Below are 16,469 nucleotides of genomic sequence, written 5' to 3' on the forward strand. Positions count from 1 at the left end.
GACTTTAGGATTTTTTCTTCTCGTAGATATCTATATTGTGCTGCTGGAGCAGCTTTCGAGAGCTTTTGACGAAGATATCCAGGTGTTTACGAGCTTCCGGCGTTAAATGTTCCGCAGGAAAACCGGCGGGATAAAGAATATAATTTTTTTCTTTAGTAAGTTTCGGCCGGCCGGTCCAGATCAAATCATATCCACAATAGGAAACACGGCAGTGTGGAAAAGGCAGAGGATGTTTCTCCAGCTGCAAAATGAAGATGAGGCCGCCGTCAGTGTTGGCCTTGCTCATATTGGAAATGAAGTTTCCCAAGGAGTAGACTATGATGTGCTGTCCGGTACCGTTGGTACGTAGTTCCATCGGTTGAATGACGTGAGGGTGCGAACCGATAATATGTGTTACGCCTTGTTGGAGCAACCAGTTGGCCAGCTCGCGTTGCTCACGGTTGGGAAGGGACTGATATTCCTCTCCCCAATGCATGCAGGCAATAATGGCATCCGGTTGGCGTGCTTGGCACTTTGGATATCTTGCAGGATGATGTCCTTGTCGATATAGTTCACGATATTGGGAGTGACAGCCTTGATGCCATTGGTGCCGTAAGTATAGTTGAGCAGGGCAATGCGAAAGCCGTTTCTGTTGATGAACAGAGGATAGCGTTGCCTGCGCTCCGACAGATTCTTGTAGGTGCCTGCGTGACGGATACCGGAGGAGTCAAGCAATTGTATGGTACGCTCCATTCCCTTTTTTCCACGGTCCAGACAATGGTTGTTGGCTGTCAGTAAAATATCGAATCCGGCGTCCTTTATGGCCTGAAGATATTCATCGGGGGCACTGAACATCGGATAGCCCCGATAGGGCTTGCCTCCCAATGTGACTTCCAGGTTTCCTATGGCGAGGTCTGCCTGGGATATTTGCTCTTTTATGAGGGAGAAGCAGGAGGAGTAGTCATATTTTCCTTCAGATACATGTGCTGCGTCTATTTGTGCCTGGTGCTGCATCAGGTCACCGACAAATAATAGCGTAATCCTTTCCTGGGAGGAAAGGGTTACGCTATACAGCAGGACAGCCATGAAGACGGCGAGCGTTTTCATTACCTTGTTATTGGTAGATTGCTTTCTTGCCGGCGAGCAATGTATTTTTCATAAGGGAAACGATGGTCATCGGACCTACGCCTCCCGGTACGGGGGTAATGAATGAACATTTAGAAGCTACTTCATCGAATTTCACATCACCGGTCAACTTGAATCCGGATTTCTTGGAGGCATCGGGCACACGGGTAGTGCCTACATCAATAACGACAGCACCTTCCTTGACCATTTCAGCCTTAACAAAGTTCGGTTGTCCCAATGCAGCAATGATGATGTCCGCTTCCTGGCATTCCTTTACCAGGTCTTTGCTGCGGCTGTGGCATACGGTTACTGTGGCATCACCGGGATAGGCTTTCTGCATCATCAAGCAGCCATGGGTTTGCCGACAATGTTACTGCGTCCCAATACCACGCATTTCTTGCCTGAAGTTTCTATCTGATAGCGCTTCAGCAGTTCAAGGATACCGTTGGGGGTAGCGGATACATAGCAGGGAAGACCAATGGACATCCGTCCCACATTGATGGGATGGAAACCGTCCACATCCTTACGGTAGTCGATGGTTTCAATCACCTTTTGCTCGGAGATATGTTTGGGCAAGGGAAGTTGTACAATGAAACCGTCCACATCTGCATCCTCATTCAATTCGCGTACTTTGGCAAGTAGCTCCTCTTCAGTAACGTCTGCCTCGTAACGGATAAGGGAGGACTTGAATCCGCAAACTTCGCATGCTTTTACTTTGGCGGCAACGTAGGTTTCGCTACCTCCATCGTGTCCTACAAGAATGGCGGCCAGATGCGGGCGTTTACCCCCACGAGCCACTATCTCGGCTACTTCTGCTGCAATCTCTTGCTTTACTTGCTCTGAAATTGCTTTTCCATCAATCAGTGTCATAGGCTATTATCTTATCTTTTTAATTTCGGCATCATCTTGCCCATCTTGCTGCCAGTGACCATCTTCATCATCTTGCGGGTCTGGTCAAACTGTTTCAGCAGGCGGTTCACTTCCTGAATATTCGTACCGCTACCTTTGGCAATGCGCTGGCGGCGTGAACCGTTCAGAATGGCCGGATTGCTGCGTTCTTCCGGAGTCATGGAGTAAATGATGGCTTCAATGCTCTTGAAGGCATTGTCGTCAATGTCTATATCCTTGATGGCTTTGCCTACGCCCGGTATCATGGAGGCAAGTTCCTTCAAGTTACCCATTTTCTTGATTTGCTGAATCTGGCTCAGGAAGTCGTTGAAGTCGAACTGGTTCTTGGCAATCTTCTTTTGCAGGCGTTTGGCTTCTTCCTCGTCATATTGTTCCTGCGCACGTTCCACCAAAGATACGATGTCGCCCATACCGAGGATACGGTCGGCCATACGTGAGGGATGGAATTGGTCGATGGCATCCAGCTTTTCACCGGTACCTACAAACTTGATGGGCTTGTTTACCACCGAACGGATAGAAAGGGCGGCACCACCGCGGGTGTCACCATCCAGCTTGGTCAATACTACACCATTGAAGTCGAGCCGTTCGTTGAATTCCTTAGCGGTGTTTACTGCATCCTGACCGGTCATTGAATCCACTACGAACAGAATCTCGTCCGGATTGATAGCCTTCTTGATGGCGGCAATCTCGTTCATCATCTCCTCATCCACTGCCAGACGACCGGCTGTATCGACAATTACAAGGTCGTAACCTTTGGCTTTGGCTTCTTGGATGGCATTTTGGGCAATGGCTACCGGATTCTTGCTGTCCGGTTCAGAGTACATCGGTACGTCAATCTGTTCGGCCAGTACACGCAACTGCTCGATAGCGGCAGGACGGTACACGTCACAAGCCACCAATAACGGCTTTTTGTTCTTCTTGCTCTTCAGCATGCGGGCCAGCTTTCCGGAGAAAGTTGTTTTACCGGAGCCTTGCAAACCGGACATTAGGATAATGGCAGGCTTGGAGTCGAGTTTTATTTCAGAAGTCTCGCCGCCCATGAGCTGGGTCAGTTCATCGTGCACGATTTTTACCATCAGCTGGCTGGGCTTAACGGCTGTCAGCACGTTTTGTCCCAAGGCTTTTTCCTTAACGGTATCGGTGAAGTTTTTGGCTACCTTATAGTTCACGTCGGCATCCAAAAGTGCCTTACGTACGTCTTTCAGGGTTTCCGCAACATTGATTTCGGTGATTTTGCCCTCACCTTTCAAAATTTTAAACGACCTTTCAAGTCTCTCGCTTAAATTATCGAACATAGTATCTAATTACAATTACTAAATTACAAATTACTCTTATTGAGGCGCAAAAGTACAAAAAATCCCTTTAACTGCCTTCTTTTGGAGCAGAATATTATTGAAGACTTGCAGCGGGATAAGTGAAAAGAACGGTAGGGGCGGTTGTATCATCCGTTATAATCTGATAAGTGCCTCCAAAATGTTTCAGCAGCAATCGGTTGATGTCGTGGCGTATGGAGGTTTCCTGGCTCGTGTGTTTCTTGTCGGCCAATGGGCTGTTTGCTACCTTGAAATATAGTATATCCCCTTTTTTGTCGAGGCTGAAATGAATTTCTTGTTTTTCTTGGGAAGCTGTGGAACTGCCGGCCAGGGTGCTGATAATCATTTGCATTATCCGGTTACAGTCGGTGTGTAGGATGCATTGTTCCACATTGTTCTGAAAATGGACTTTTATATTCGGATGCTGCATACGGACAGCGCCTATGGCATCATTGCAAAGTTGTACGATATCAGCATCCATCAGTTGGAATTTCATCATATCCGCTTCCAGACGCGATAGGTCCAATACATTATTGACCAATAACATCAGTTTTTCAGTGTTTTGCTGAATGATATTGGAGTATTCCTGACGTGTTGCTTCCTCTATCTCTACAGGGGAGGCCATAAGTTGTGAAAAGCCGACTACACTGTTGAGGGGTACCCGGATGGCATGGCTCATGTTCGATAGGAAACGGCCTTTCATCTCGTTGGCTTCTTCCGTTTGGAGAGTCGCCTCTTTGGTCTCTTTTTTCCGATAGGCGCAACTCTTTTCTCAAACGGCTGATATGCAGTATGTAAAAAATGCATAAAATCAGTATAACACTTACCACAGCCAGGATGATGGTTTGTATATAGCTTCTTAGTTGCCCTTGTTCCAGTAAAAGCTGGTTCAGGTGGTAGCTGTCTTTTATTTCTTCCAGTTGTCGGTTTGAGACGGCAATATATATGGAATCCTGTATCTGGTTTACCCTTTTATAGAGTGGCAGGGCTTCGGAGTACCGTTCCATACTTTTCAGTATGTCGGCTTTGTATCTCAATTCTTTGGCATAGTCCGCTTCGCTGAACTCATATTTTCTTACAAGATGTAGGGTGCTGTCTACCGTCGCAAGAGCTGTATCATACTCTTTTGTATAAAGGCAATAATCTATGGTCAGATTCTGGTAGCTGACCAGATAGGGAAGAAAGGTATCCGTGGTGACGTATGTCTGCCCTTTTTCATAATGAACTTTGGCTTGTTCCGGCTCATTGGTTTCTAAGTACAAATAGGTGTAATATATTTCCAGATACAGATATTGGTCGAAGAAGCTTTCAAGCATTTCCGGATTTTTGCTTATCATTTCTTCCAGCACAGTTCTTATATTGTCGAGATATGTTTTCATGTCTGCATAGTTTTTCCGGAACTTGCAGAAGTTGACGAGTTGAAACAGTATGTTTATCTGTGAGCCGGAATATGTGATTTGTGGTAGCAATGCGTATGCTTTCTTCAGGATTTTTTCTTCTTCTTTCCAGCGGTTCGTCTGATGGTAAACGGTGGCTAAACACTGGTATGCAGCAGATTCGCCATTGACACTTTGGGTCTTCCGGGCTTTCTCTAGCATGAGGGTAGCTTCGTTGAAGGCATATTCATACTGGTGATTGTATATGTAGATATTGATGAGTAGCCTTTGTGAGTTGAAATAAATTTTCCAGTACTTGATGTCCTGGGCAATGGGTTTTATTAAGTTGACCCATTTGGCAACACTGTCTTGTTCTCCTTCATTGTTGTAGTAATGAAGGACATGGAAGTAGGCTGCATTGCAGATATAATAGTCGTCTTTCTGTTGTTGGGCCTCTTTGAAGAACCGGTCGGCAAACTCAAGCGAGCGTGAAGAATTTTGTGAGGCAAGTGCCAGCTTTTGCAGAAGTTCCAGCCGGGTAGTATCGTGAGGCAGTGTTTCCAGTTGTGTCAGCAAGCTGTCTACAACGGATTTTGGAGTATTGTCTGCCAGTCCGGCCAAGGTTTGCAGGCAAAAAAGTAGGATGCATATCATTTTTTTCATAATCTGTCCTCCTTTTCTTTGTGCGGAACGGGGCGGATGGGGTGGGTGAATATGAAGCGGGAGCCGTTTCTATATTCACTGTCAATCCATATTTTACCTCCGAAATGTTCTACAATCAATTGGCAGATGGAGAGCCCGAGCCCGCTACCCTGGACATTCTCGTCGAGTTTCTCGAACCGGTTGAAGATGGTGGCCTGCTTTTCGGGAGCAATGCCGCATCCGGTGTCGGTCACGGCAAACAGAGCGGTATCCTGCTGCATCTCCAGTGAGAGGGTAATGCTTCCTTCAGGAGTGAATTTGGTAGCGTTGATAAGCAGGTTGATGAGGAGCTGCTGCAGGCGTGCTTCGTCTGTATGGAGCTCCAATTTATCCAGGGTGGTCCGGAAGGTGACGGTGGCGGCCGTCTGTTTAATTTTCTCTACAGTATCAATGACATTCCGGCAAAGGGAAACGGCCTCATGGTTTCCCATGTGGAATTGCATTTTCCCCCTTTCCAGGCTGGATAAATCTACAACATCGTCAATCAGTTTTAAAAGCAAGTCTGAGTTCTGTTGGATAATATCGTTGCATTGCTGGCGGATACTGTTGTCTATATTGCTATCGGTTAAGATGGATGAAAAACCGGACAGCGCATTCAGTGGTGTCCGTATTTCGTGACTCATATTGGACAGAAACACACTCTTGGTACGGATGGATTTTTCCGCATTTGCCCTTGCCTCGTTCAGCTTCTGTTTTGAAGTGGCGAGCCGTCTGTTTTCCCGTCTTATATGTATGACGAATACGATGAATACCGTCAAGATGAGGATTCCCCCTGCAATGAGGTAAAGCAATATTCGGTTCCATTGTTTCTGGTTGTCTACTTCAAGCCGGTCTACTTGGTATATAGTCCGCAACAGATTGATTTGGGAAGTGTAATTGTGCGCATTGATGGAATCGCGGGCAGTATTGATTGTTTGGTATACTTCGCATGCCTCCCTCTTTCGTCCCAGTTCCGTATATATATTGGCAGTCGCTTTTTTTATCTGCAGATAATTATTGTATAGGTTCAGGCTGTTGATGTTGCTTGTCAGCTCTGTATATAGCCGGATGGCCCGTTCATAGTCCTGCGTCTCTTTGGCATACTCTGCCTGGATATATTTCAGGATGAAGGCATGAAAAACGGATGGATTGTTGCTATTGGCTTGTTCTGCGTCGGCAAGGTACTTGCCGGTTTTTTCAGAATTGCCGGTCCGCAGGTTGTAATACGCTCGATAGGCATACAGAAGGAATGGGTTCAGTTTGCCCTCTTCATAGATGCGGCTCATCTTTTCCAGATATTCCATCGCTTCGTCCGTTCTTCCATGTTGGATGAGTGTGGGGACTAGCTGGATGAATACTCTTTCCTGCAGGAGTTCGGAACCGGGTGTCCGGTCCAGTATGTGGAAAGCCTTTTCATACTCTTCTATAGCTTCGGGGCCCATGCCGGCATTGAGGTAAGTGTCTCCCAGCGCAAAGAAGGACAAGGCAATTCCGGTTTCGTAGTTCATTTTCCGGGCTTGCGCCATCATGGCGTTGGATCTTTTCAGAGCTTCGGTAATCTGTCCCTGGAAGGAATAGGCATATACTGCCATCTGCTTCATCAGGAACATATGTCTGTAATCTTGCTTTTCCCGGAAGGCGGATACCATTGTGTCTTCCCATTGGATAATATCGTTGGCTCTCATTTCTTGCGAATAGCCCAGATTGTTGTCCATCAGGGTTTCCACAAGGTGAAGCACACTGTCTTTTGCATTTTCCGAAGAAAAAGTCCGGGTGTACATTCCAAATAATAAAAACAATAACAGTATGTTTGCTTTGTTTTTTTTCAACTTATTTTCTTTTTGGTGAAAGAAATCATTTAATATCCTGCAAAAATAATTAAAAAAGAGCGGAATAAATGAATTATTCCGCTCTTTTTTAGCTCTTTGTGCTTATTTCCTATTGATGACGTCTCTGGCGCAGGGTCCCTCGTGGTTGGGATATCCTGGTGCGTGGCTGCGCCATCTCTTGTCGGCTTCAACTTTCAGGCTTCGGTAGTCGTCCTGTGTGCGGCGGATGTAGTTGTCCAGCAGTGCCCGATGCTCGGCCAGAATCTTTGAGTATTTGGGGTCATGGGCAAGGTTTCGTCTTTCTCCTTTATCCTTCAGCATATCATACAGTTCTTCCCCGTTGCCTTCCAGATAGTGTGTGTATTTGTATCTGGGACTGCGTATCATCCGTCCCGGGCTGACGGTCACTTCGTATTCACTGTGCCATTCGGAGGCTACATAGGGGTGCTGTCTCTTTTGCTGCTCGCCTTTCAGGAAAGGGGCAAGGCTGATGCCGGGCTTGGAGGAAGGCACCGGAATGCCTGCCAATTCACAGAGAGTGGGCAGCAGGTCGATAGTGGGTTGGGTCAGTAAATCTTCCACCGGCTTTTGACGGGGATGAATGCCGGGACCGGCTATGATGAAGGGCACATTTGTCATTTCTTCGTAAAAGCTGACTTGCTTGGTTACCATGCGGTGTGACCCCATTCCGTCTCCGTGGTCTGCCAGTACAATGACAATGGTATTTTTGCCGGCGGGAGTGGAGTAGAGGGCTTCCAGTACACTCTCTATCTGTCTGGCCACTATCCGCGTGTAATGCTGGAAGGCGGCGACGTAGTGCCGGTAATTGTCCTCGTTCCAGTGGGCGGCTTGCATCATCCTCCGGTGGCTGCAGCAGATGTACTGAATGGGCAACGGAAGTTTTTCCCAGTTTTCCACTTCAAAGTTTTCGGGTAGTAGCGGGAGTGGGGTACTGATGGGGCTATCTATGTGCTCCCCTTTATTTTCGCCTACATATCCGCAGATATTGTGCGGGTTTTGGAAATCGGCTATGCAGATGAAAGGTTCTTGCGGCGGATTGCTGAGATAGGCCACGGCATCCTCGCAGGTTCCTACATCCAGAAAGCTGTCATTGTTGACGGGAAATTCGGGGTCGGTGAAGGGCTTGGCAACCGGTTCCTTGTGGCGGAATCCCCTTAGGGAACCCATGTCATGGGTTTTGCCAAAGTGGACGGCCTCATAACCGTTGGCGGTGAAGAGGCTTCCCAGGGTCGGAATGCTGTCGGGTAGCGGAGGATTGATGTGCTCGGCCGAGTTGGAACGTACATTGGTTTGATGTGGCATCAGTCCGCTCCATAAGGCGGCGCGTGACGGTTGGCTGAGGGGGCATCCCACGTATGCGTTGGCAAATGTTACACCTTGGGAGGCAATTCGGTCTATAGGCGGAGTGCAACTGGGGTCGGCACCGTATGCGCCTACTACCCGCTGGGTCAAATGGTCGCATTGGATAATAAGAAAATTGGGCGATTGCTGTGCCATCACCGGAAAGCTGCACAATGCCATTCCCATAAAAGAGTGAATCGTTTTCATCAGATTTGGATTTTATTTGTTCAAGGTTATTGTATGGTGGCAAATGTATGAAAAAACGGATATAAAAAAAGCTTCCACCTACGTTTATGAACATAAATGGAAGCTTTTGTACAATATCTGTATGCAGTTGTTGTTAACTGTTCATGCTCATCAGGAATTCGTCGTTGTCTTTGGTCTTCTCCAGACGGTCTTTTACGAAGTCCATGGCTTCTATCGGATTCATGTCGGCAAGGTACTTGCGGAGAATCCACATGCGGTCCAGTGTCTGCTTGTCTTGCAGCAGGTCGTCGCGGCGGGTGCTGGAGGCAACGATATTGACAGCCGGGAAGATACGCTTGTTGGACAAGTTGCGGTCGAGCTGCAATTCCATATTACCTGTACCCTTGAATTCTTCGAAGATAACCTCGTCCATCTTCGAGCCGGTGTCAATCAAGGCAGTGGCAAGGATGGTCAGTGAACCGCCGCCCTCGATGTTACGTGCTGCACCGAAGAAGCGTTTGGGCTTATGCAATGCGTTGGCATCCACACCACCGGAAAGCACTTTGCCGGAAGCCGGGGATACGGTGTTGTAGGCACGTGCCAAGCGGGTGATGGAGTCGAGGAAGATGACAACATCGTGTCCGCATTCCACCATGCGTTTTGCTTTTTCAAGGACGATGCCGGCAATCTTCACGTGGCGTTCTGCCGGTTCGTCGAAGGTAGAGGCGATTACTTCCGCATTGACGGTACGAGCCATGTCGGTAACTTCCTCCGGGCGTTCGTCGATGAGCAGCATAATCATGTAGACTTCCGGATGATTGGCGGCAATGGCGTTGGCAATGTCTTTCATCAAGATGGTCTTACCGGTTTTGGGCTGTGCCACAATCAAGGCACGCTGACCTTTGCCGATGGGGGCAAACAAGTCTACGACACGGGCAGACATAGAGTCGGAGTATCCGCCTTTGCAAAGCTTGAACTTCTCGTCCGGGAAGAGGGGGGTGAGGTGCTCGAACGGTACGCGGTCGCGTACGAAAGCCGGGTCACGTCCGTTTATTTTGGATACTTTTACCAGCGGGAAGTACTTTTCGCCTTCTTTCGGGGGACGGATTACGCCTTCTACCACATCACCGGTTTTTAGGCCGAACAATTTGATTTGTGATTGTGATACGTAAATATCGTCCGGTGAGGACAAATAGTTGTAATCGGAGGAACGGAGGAAGCCGTAACCATCCTGCATGATTTCCAGTACACCGGTTCCGGTGAGGATGTCGTCGAATTCGTACGCCTTCTCGCGTTCTATTACGGGTTTGCGTTCCGGAGCGGCGGGATAGTTCTCTCCGTTGTTATACGGTTGTACAGGGCGCTGCTGCACGGGGCGCTGTTGGTTATAGCCACCGTTGCGGTTGTTATTGTTGTTGTTATTGTATGGGTTGTTGTTGTCGCGGGCGCGGAGGCGCGGGCGTTGTGGCTGTTGCGGTTCGGCTGGGGCAGCGGCAGGAGTGGGAGTGGCGGGAGTTTCCGCTTTGGTCGCTTCGAATTTGCCGATAAGTTCGGATGGCAACTCTATCTTTTCCGTAGGGAGGTCTTCAATGGGGATGAAGTCATCTGTCGCTTCGGCCAGGATAGGGCTTTCGTCCGGTACGATATTCTTTTCTGCTTTGGCTTCTGCCTCTGCCTGAGGTTCTGTTTTCGGAGCTTTAGCCTCGAAGTTCAATTCCGGTTCGGCAACCTTCGGGGGTTCCGTTGCTTGGGGTGCGGCAGTCTCTTCCTTTACCTTGCGGGGGCGTCCCGGTTTGCGTTTGGGTGCGGCGGCTTCTTTGGCTGGCGCCGGCGTTGCAGCTTCTATGGTCGGTTCTTGGGGTGCTTCCACAGTTTTGGATTGTTCTTTCGCAGCCGGTGCTTCCTCTGTTTTGGCTTTGGTGAGGTCTCCGTTTTTATTGGCTGAGAACACTTTGTCGGCACCTTCCTTTTTTACGGTCTTGACAGTGACGCGCGAGCGTTTTTGCTTTTCCCCTTTACGCTCTTCCTTCAGCTTGTCGGCGGCAACTTTCTTGGTAGCGCCTGCGATAGCTTGTTCGTCAAGTATCTTGTAAACAAGTTCTTCTTTTTTGAGTGAGTCTGTTTTTTTTATACCCAGTTCTTGGGCAATAGTTTGTAGTTCCGACAAATTTTTGTCGTTCAGTTGAATGATGTTATACATACAGTATATATGTGAATGGTTTAAAATTTACTTTTATTGAAAGGCATAAGTGCACAGTTGCAGTTGTTGTAGGAAGCAACTTGGGCAAGTTTACCTTGTGATATATGATTTATATGGGATATTTATTATTGAACCGGAAATCTGATAAACAATTCTCGCCACAGCAAGAAGTCGCAGAATGTTTCAACGGTGCAAAGGTAATAAATATTTTTGGTTTCATAAACAAATCATCTTTTTTTTAAATTTAAAACTTTATCTTTGCTGTATTAACAACAACATGAAGGATTGGTTTATGAATATAGATGAAGTACAGTTGATAACTTTTTCACCTACTTGTACCTCTAAACAAGTGGGAGAGGCAATTGTTCACGGAACGGGAATTTCGTCTGTCTCCAAAGTGGACCTCACCTTGGAGGCGGCGGGTAAAAGGGAGGTGCCTTCCCATGCTTTGGCGGTCATCACGGTGCCCGTATATGGCGGTCATGTGGCTCCTTTGGCATTGGAGCGAATGAAGGAGCTTCATGCTGACGGTGCACCAGCCGTGGTTGTGGTGGTTTACGGCAACCGGGCCTATGAGAAGGCTTTGGTGGAATTGGATGCTTTTGTCACGAAGTTGGGCTTCAAGGTAATTGCAGGCGCTACGTTTGTAGGCGAGCACTCTTATAGCAGTGAGAAATATCCGGTGGCATCCGGACGTCCGGATGCGGACGACTTGGAGTATGCAAAGCTTTTTGGTGAAAAGATACGTGCTAAAATTGCGGCGGCCGAAGATATGGAGAAACTGTATGGGGTGGATGTGACCCGTATCCAGCGTCCGCGCCAGCCTTTCTTCCCGTTGCTCCGCTTTTTGCGCAGAGTCGTCAAGTTGCGTAAGAGTGGGGTGCCTATGCCCCGCACTCCGCAAGTGGATGCGGAACGTTGTACGCATTGCGGATATTGCGTGAAGCATTGTCCTGCAGGAGCCATTATAAAAGGAGACGAGTGTAATACGGTTGCAGAGAAATGCATCAAGTGTTGTGCTTGTGTGAAAGGCTGTCCGCAGAAGGCGCGCACGTATGACACGCCGTTTGCCGTATTGCTTTCCGATTGCTTCAAGAAACAGAAGGAGGACAGAATTATTCTGTGATGGCTACTGGCCGATGGTTGATACAACCAGCACTTTCCGGGTTTTTTCGTCTATCCTGAAACGGTTGTCCGCCCGTTCTCCCACCAGCCAGATGATGTCATCTCCGCAGCAAAGCACCCATTGCTGTTCTTTGCGCAGAAGGGAGAACTTGCGGTCGGTCAGGTAGTCGCTTACCTTCTTCCGGCCTTTCATGCCGAAGGGCACGAAGCTGTCTCCCTGCCTGCAAAGGCGTAGTGAGAGGGGATGCTGGAGTTTGTCGGCATCAAAGCAGGCGGTGGCTTTGTCGCGTGGAATCGTGAAATCCGGTGTATAGGGATGTTCTTTTATCTTCAATAAGGGCTTTACGGCTTCTTGTACGGGCTCTATCAACAACGAGCCGCGGTCTTTGATGACACGCCAGCCGGGGGTGGCAAAGACTTTGCCGGGCTGTCCGTCCAATGTCCGGCAGATGTCCCTTACTTGTGCGGCGTTGAATCCAAGCGGATGCAGAATTTCAAATAAGACCGTTTCCGGTGCCGCTTCTTGCCTCAGGGCGCCGATACTTATGCCTTCCGGTGTCTTGACCCGCAGTTTGGCTTCTTCTATACCTATATTATATATAGAGCAGCATCGTCCAGATGCTCTGCCGTTTTGAGGATGCTTTCCTTGACGGAGGGGTTTATCTCCTGCATCATGGGAAGCAGGTTCAAGCGTATTTTGTTGCGGGTATATTCGTCCTGCAGATTGGTGCTGTCCGTCACGTAGGATTGCGCGATACTTTCCAGATAACCGACGATTTCCTTTCTGTCCAGGCAGAGCAAGGGGCGGACTATATGTCCGTTTCGGGGGCGTATGCCCCGCAATCCGTTGATGCCGGTACCGCGAATCAGATTGAGCAGCAATGTCTCCACACTGTCATCCTGATGGTGGGCGACGGCAATGACAGTCGCATTGCATGCTTCCCTTGTTTTTTCGAACCACGCGTAGCGCAATTCCCTTGCAGCCATTTCGATGGAGATATGCCGTTCTTTTGCTTCCTGCTCCGTGTTGAAGTGGACGGTGTGCAGCGTCACCCGGTGCTCCAGGCAGAGCTGGCGTACAAAGTGCTCGTCGCGGTCGGATTCCGCTCCGCGCAGATGGAAGTTGCAATGGGCGGCTTCGCATGTGTATCCCAGGCTGAGGAGCAGGCGCAGCAACGCCACGGAGTCCGCCCCGCCGCTCAGTGCCACAAGTATCTTGTCGTTCGGCGAGAAGAGCTTGTGGCGCTCGATGTATTGTACTACCTTCTGCATATTCAACTATAGAGTGGTGCAAAGATAGTGAAACGATTTTTATTGCCATATCTGCAAGTATCTATTTTCAGAATCTCTATCGACTAAGGTCGTATTTGCTAAAAGCTAATCTTACTACAGTGGTGTTTTATGCATACCACAGCTTTGTTCTTTTCTTACCACAGCTGTGGTAAGAAAAAGAACAAAGCTGTGGTAAAATTACGATTTAGTATCTCTGGAAATAGTGTTCTGCCTTCTGGGTATTATTGTTTAGTGTCTCTTTTAGGAACTGAATGGTGGTTCCATCTTTTCTCTTATCACGGCTCTTTAAATAAAAGAACAGTGTTTGCTTATTTAAAAACATTCTAAATTATTTGTACCTTGTAGCCATAAGTGTTATCTTTGCCCCAAAATAGAAAAGAAAGGCAGAAAGACTATGCGTTTGTCCGAATTGAATACCGGTGAAAAAGGTGTAATCGTAAAAGTGCTGGGACACGGCGGTTTCCGCAAACGGATTGTGGAAATGGGATTTGTTAAAGGTAAAACAGTGGAGGTCTTGCTGAATGCTCCGCTACGTGACCCTATCAAATATAAAGTAATGGGATATGAGATTTCTCTTCGTCGGCAAGAGGCTGAGATGATAGAGATTATCAGTGAGCAGGAAGCTAAGGAGCAGGCTGTGCAGCCCGATTACCACAAGGGGCTGGGCGAAAACATGCATCTGGGCGAAGATGAGCTGAAGCAACTGGCCCTCGGCAAACGCCGCACCATAAATGTGGCTTTGGTGGGAAATCCCAACTGTGGTAAAACTTCTCTTTTCAACATCGCTTCCGGCTCGCACGAGCATGTGGGCAATTACAGTGGCGTTACGGTAGATGCTAAGGAGGGGTATTTTGACTTCCAGGGCTACCATTTCCGTATTGTCGACCTTCCCGGAACCTATTCCCTCTCTGCCTACTCTCCCGAAGAAATCTATGTCCGCCGGCACATCATCAATGAAACGCCGGATATCATTATCAATGTTGTGGACTCTTCCAACCTGGAACGCAATCTCTATCTCACCACCCAGCTGATTGATATGAACGTGCGTATGGTGATTGCACTGAACATGTACGATGAGCTGGAAGCCAGTGGAAACACGCTGGATTATGTAAAGCTCAGCCAGTTGTTCGGAGTGCCGATGTTGCCTACGGTCAGCCGTAGCGGAAAAGGCATCGAACAGCTGTTCCATGTGATTATCAATATTTACGAAGGCGGCGATTTCCTCGACCATAAGGGCAGGATGCGCAGCGAGATATTGAATGACCTTCGCAGTTGGCATCAGGAGTATGTGCCCGACCATGACTTCGGAAGCCATAAAGAAGAGGTGGAGCGGTCGCGCGGCTTTTTCCGCCATATCCATATCAATCACGGTCCCGAGCTGGAACGTAGCATTGAGGAGGTGAAGCGCGTCATCAGCGTCAATGAGAACATCCGCCACAAATATTCCACGCGTTTCCTTGCCATCAAGCTGCTGGAGAACGACGAAGACTTGCAAAAGATTGTGGAGGAGCTGCCCAACGGAAAGGAAATTCTTGCCGTCCGCGACCGGGAAGAGGCACGGATTGCCGAGGTGGTGAACGAGGAGAGCGAGCAGGCCATCACCGATGCCAAGTATGGTTTATAGCCGGTGCCCTGCGTGAGACCTATGTGGACAATCATCAAGATACGTCGCACACCACTCAAATCATAGACTCAATCGTTACTCACCGTGTATGGGGTTATCCCATTTTCTTTCTTTTCCTTTATCTGATGTTCGAAGGCACCTTTGTGCTGGGCGACTATCCTATGCAGGGGATTGAATGGCTGGTAGGCGAATTGGGCGACCTGATACGCAACAACATGTCCGAAGGACCGCTGAAGGACCTTCTGGTGGATGGTATTGTCGGTGGTGTGGGAGCGTCATTGTATTCCTGCCGAATATTCTGTTGCTCTATTTCTTCATTTCCTTGATGGAGGACTCGGGCTATATGGCACGTGCTGCTTTCATCATGGATAAGATTATGCATAAGATGGGTTTGCATGGAAAGTCCTTCATTCCGCTGATTATGGGCTTTGGGTGTAATGTGCCCGCCATCATGGCTTCGCGTACCATCGAGAACCGCAAGAGCCGTCTGGTGACGATGCTCATCAACCCGCTGATGTCGTGCAGCGCCCGTCTGCCTATCTATTTATTGCTGGTAGGCGCCTTCTTCCCGAACAATGCGAGCTTTGTGCTGTTAGTAATCTATGCCATCGGCATTCTGTTGGCAGTGGTCATGGCACGCCTTTTCTGCCGTTTCCTGGTGAAAGGGGACGATACGCCGTTTGTCATGGAGCTGCCGCCTTATCGTATGCCGACGTCCAAGGCCATCTTCCGCCATACGTGGGAGAAGGGGGCGCAGTATCTCCGCAAGATGGGAGGCATCATTATGGTGGCATCCATCGTTATCTGGGCATTGGGATATTATCCCAACCACGATGAATATGAAAGTGTGACGGAACAGCAGGAGAATTCCTACATCGGCCGGATTGGTAAAGCCATAGAACCGGTCATCGAACCGTTGGGATTCGACTGGAAGCTGGGCATCGGCATCCTTTCCGGCGTGGGCGCCAAGGAACTGGTGGTAAGCACACTCGGAGTGCTTTATGCCGACGATGCCGAGGCAGATGTCGTAAGCTTGGGCGAACGCATTCTGATAACGCCCCTGGTGGCTTTCGGCTACATGGTGTTTGTGCTGATTTATTTTCCGTGCATTGCCACGTTGGCAGCCATTAAAGGTGAGTCGGGCAGTTGGAAGTGGACCGTGTTTGCGGGGCTTTATACTACTGCGCTGGCCTGGCTGATGTCTTTTGCAATTTATCAGATAGGAGGTCTGTTTTTATGATGAATAGTTGGCAGGAGTGGGTAGTAGCCTTATTGTTGTTGCTCTGCGCTGTGCGGATTGGCATGAGTATTTATTCTTTTTTTCATCGGGTCAAAGAAAATGGTAATCCGTGTGATAGTTGTGCAAGTGGCTGTGAACTAAAGAATTTGTATGATAAGAAGCGTGCGGAGTGCAGTGGAGTGACGAAAAAAAAGAAGAAAAGTTGTTGCGGATAGTTGGTAGTTTCA

8 protein-coding genes and 4 pseudogenes are annotated in these 16,469 nt (G+C 48.5%); 3 read left to right on the plus strand and 9 right to left on the minus strand.

The features are described from left to right. Positions 1–4: 4 nt before the first annotated feature. From JCM16496_RS13220 to rho, 8 genes and pseudogenes are all read right to left on the minus strand, one after another. Positions 5–1,086: pseudogene (locus JCM16496_RS13220) on the minus strand (CapA family protein). Positions 1,087–1,093: 7 nt separating this feature from the next. Next, positions 1,094–1,974, minus strand: a pseudogene (gene folD, locus JCM16496_RS13225) (bifunctional methylenetetrahydrofolate dehydrogenase/methenyltetrahydrofolate cyclohydrolase FolD). Positions 1,975–1,985: 11 nt separating this feature from the next. Further along, a complete protein-coding gene (gene ffh / locus JCM16496_RS13230; RefSeq protein ID WP_025834845.1) occupies positions 1,986–3,308 on the minus strand; it encodes a signal recognition particle protein in 1,323 nt (440 codons plus the stop codon). 94 nt (positions 3,309–3,402) lie between these two features. After that, complete coding sequence (locus JCM16496_RS23885) at positions 3,403–3,993, minus strand: sensor histidine kinase (RefSeq protein ID WP_244440375.1); 591 nt, start codon at positions 3,991–3,993, stop codon at positions 3,403–3,405. After that, a complete protein-coding gene (locus tag JCM16496_RS13235) occupies positions 3,881–5,365 on the minus strand; it encodes a tetratricopeptide repeat protein (protein ID WP_244440374.1) in 1,485 nt (494 codons plus the stop codon). The genes JCM16496_RS23885 and JCM16496_RS13235 overlap by 113 nt, the downstream gene beginning before the upstream one ends. Beyond that, on the minus strand, positions 5,362–7,164 hold the full coding sequence (locus JCM16496_RS13240; protein WP_128809607.1) for an ATP-binding protein: 1,803 nt from the start codon (positions 7,162–7,164) through the stop codon (positions 5,362–5,364). The genes JCM16496_RS13235 and JCM16496_RS13240 overlap by 4 nt, the downstream gene beginning before the upstream one ends. A 150-nt stretch (positions 7,165–7,314) precedes the next feature. Continuing rightward, positions 7,315–8,781 carry a sulfatase family protein gene (locus tag JCM16496_RS13245; protein ID WP_025834849.1) on the minus strand — a complete coding sequence of 489 codons (1,467 nt, stop codon included), beginning with the start codon at positions 8,779–8,781 and terminating at the stop codon, positions 7,315–7,317. Positions 8,782–8,914: 133 nt separating this feature from the next. Next, complete coding sequence (rho, locus tag JCM16496_RS13250; protein ID WP_025834850.1) at positions 8,915–10,960, minus strand: transcription termination factor Rho; 2,046 nt, start codon at positions 10,958–10,960, stop codon at positions 8,915–8,917. 292 nt (positions 10,961–11,252) lie between these two features. Here rho and JCM16496_RS13255 point away from each other — a divergent pair, with 292 nt between their 5' ends. Next, a complete protein-coding gene (locus JCM16496_RS13255) occupies positions 11,253–12,086 on the plus strand; it encodes a 4Fe-4S binding protein (RefSeq protein WP_025834852.1) in 834 nt (277 codons plus the stop codon). A 3-nt stretch (positions 12,087–12,089) separates the two neighbouring features. Here JCM16496_RS13255 and tilS read toward each other — a convergent pair. Further along, positions 12,090–13,357: pseudogene (tilS, locus tag JCM16496_RS13260) on the minus strand (tRNA lysidine(34) synthetase TilS). 415 nt (positions 13,358–13,772) lie between these two features. Here tilS and feoB point away from each other — a divergent pair. Both feoB and JCM16496_RS23890 read left to right on the plus strand, forming a co-directional pair. Next, positions 13,773–16,242: pseudogene (gene feoB, locus JCM16496_RS13265) on the plus strand (ferrous iron transport protein B). Beyond that, on the plus strand, positions 16,242–16,457 hold the full coding sequence (locus JCM16496_RS23890) for a hypothetical protein (RefSeq protein ID WP_370293441.1): 216 nt from the start codon (positions 16,242–16,244) through the stop codon (positions 16,455–16,457). Before feoB ends, JCM16496_RS23890 begins: the two are co-directional and overlap by 1 nt. Positions 16,458–16,469: the final 12 nt, after the last annotated feature.

The organism is Bacteroides rodentium JCM 16496, assembly GCF_000614125.1.
GTDB classification, from domain to species: domain Bacteria; phylum Bacteroidota; class Bacteroidia; order Bacteroidales; family Bacteroidaceae; genus Bacteroides; species Bacteroides rodentium.

Coding starts and splice junctions, on each gene's coding strand:
- JCM16496_RS23890 (WP_370293441.1), top strand. CDS start 16,242: ATGAATAGTTGGCAGGAGTGGGTAGTAGCCTTATTGTTGTTGCTCTGC.
- JCM16496_RS13255 (WP_025834852.1), top strand. CDS start 11,253: ATGAATATAGATGAAGTACAGTTGATAACTTTTTCACCTACTTGTACC.
- JCM16496_RS13235 (WP_244440374.1), bottom strand. CDS start 5,365: ATGAAAAAAATGATATGCATCCTACTTTTTTGCCTGCAAACCTTGGCC.
- rho (WP_025834850.1), bottom strand. CDS start 10,960: ATGTATAACATCATTCAACTGAACGACAAAAATTTGTCGGAACTACAA.
- ffh (WP_025834845.1), bottom strand. CDS start 3,308: ATGTTCGATAATTTAAGCGAGAGACTTGAAAGGTCGTTTAAAATTTTG.
- JCM16496_RS13245 (WP_025834849.1), bottom strand. CDS start 8,781: ATGAAAACGATTCACTCTTTTATGGGAATGGCATTGTGCAGCTTTCCG.
- JCM16496_RS13240 (WP_128809607.1), bottom strand. CDS start 7,164: ATGTACACCCGGACTTTTTCTTCGGAAAATGCAAAAGACAGTGTGCTT.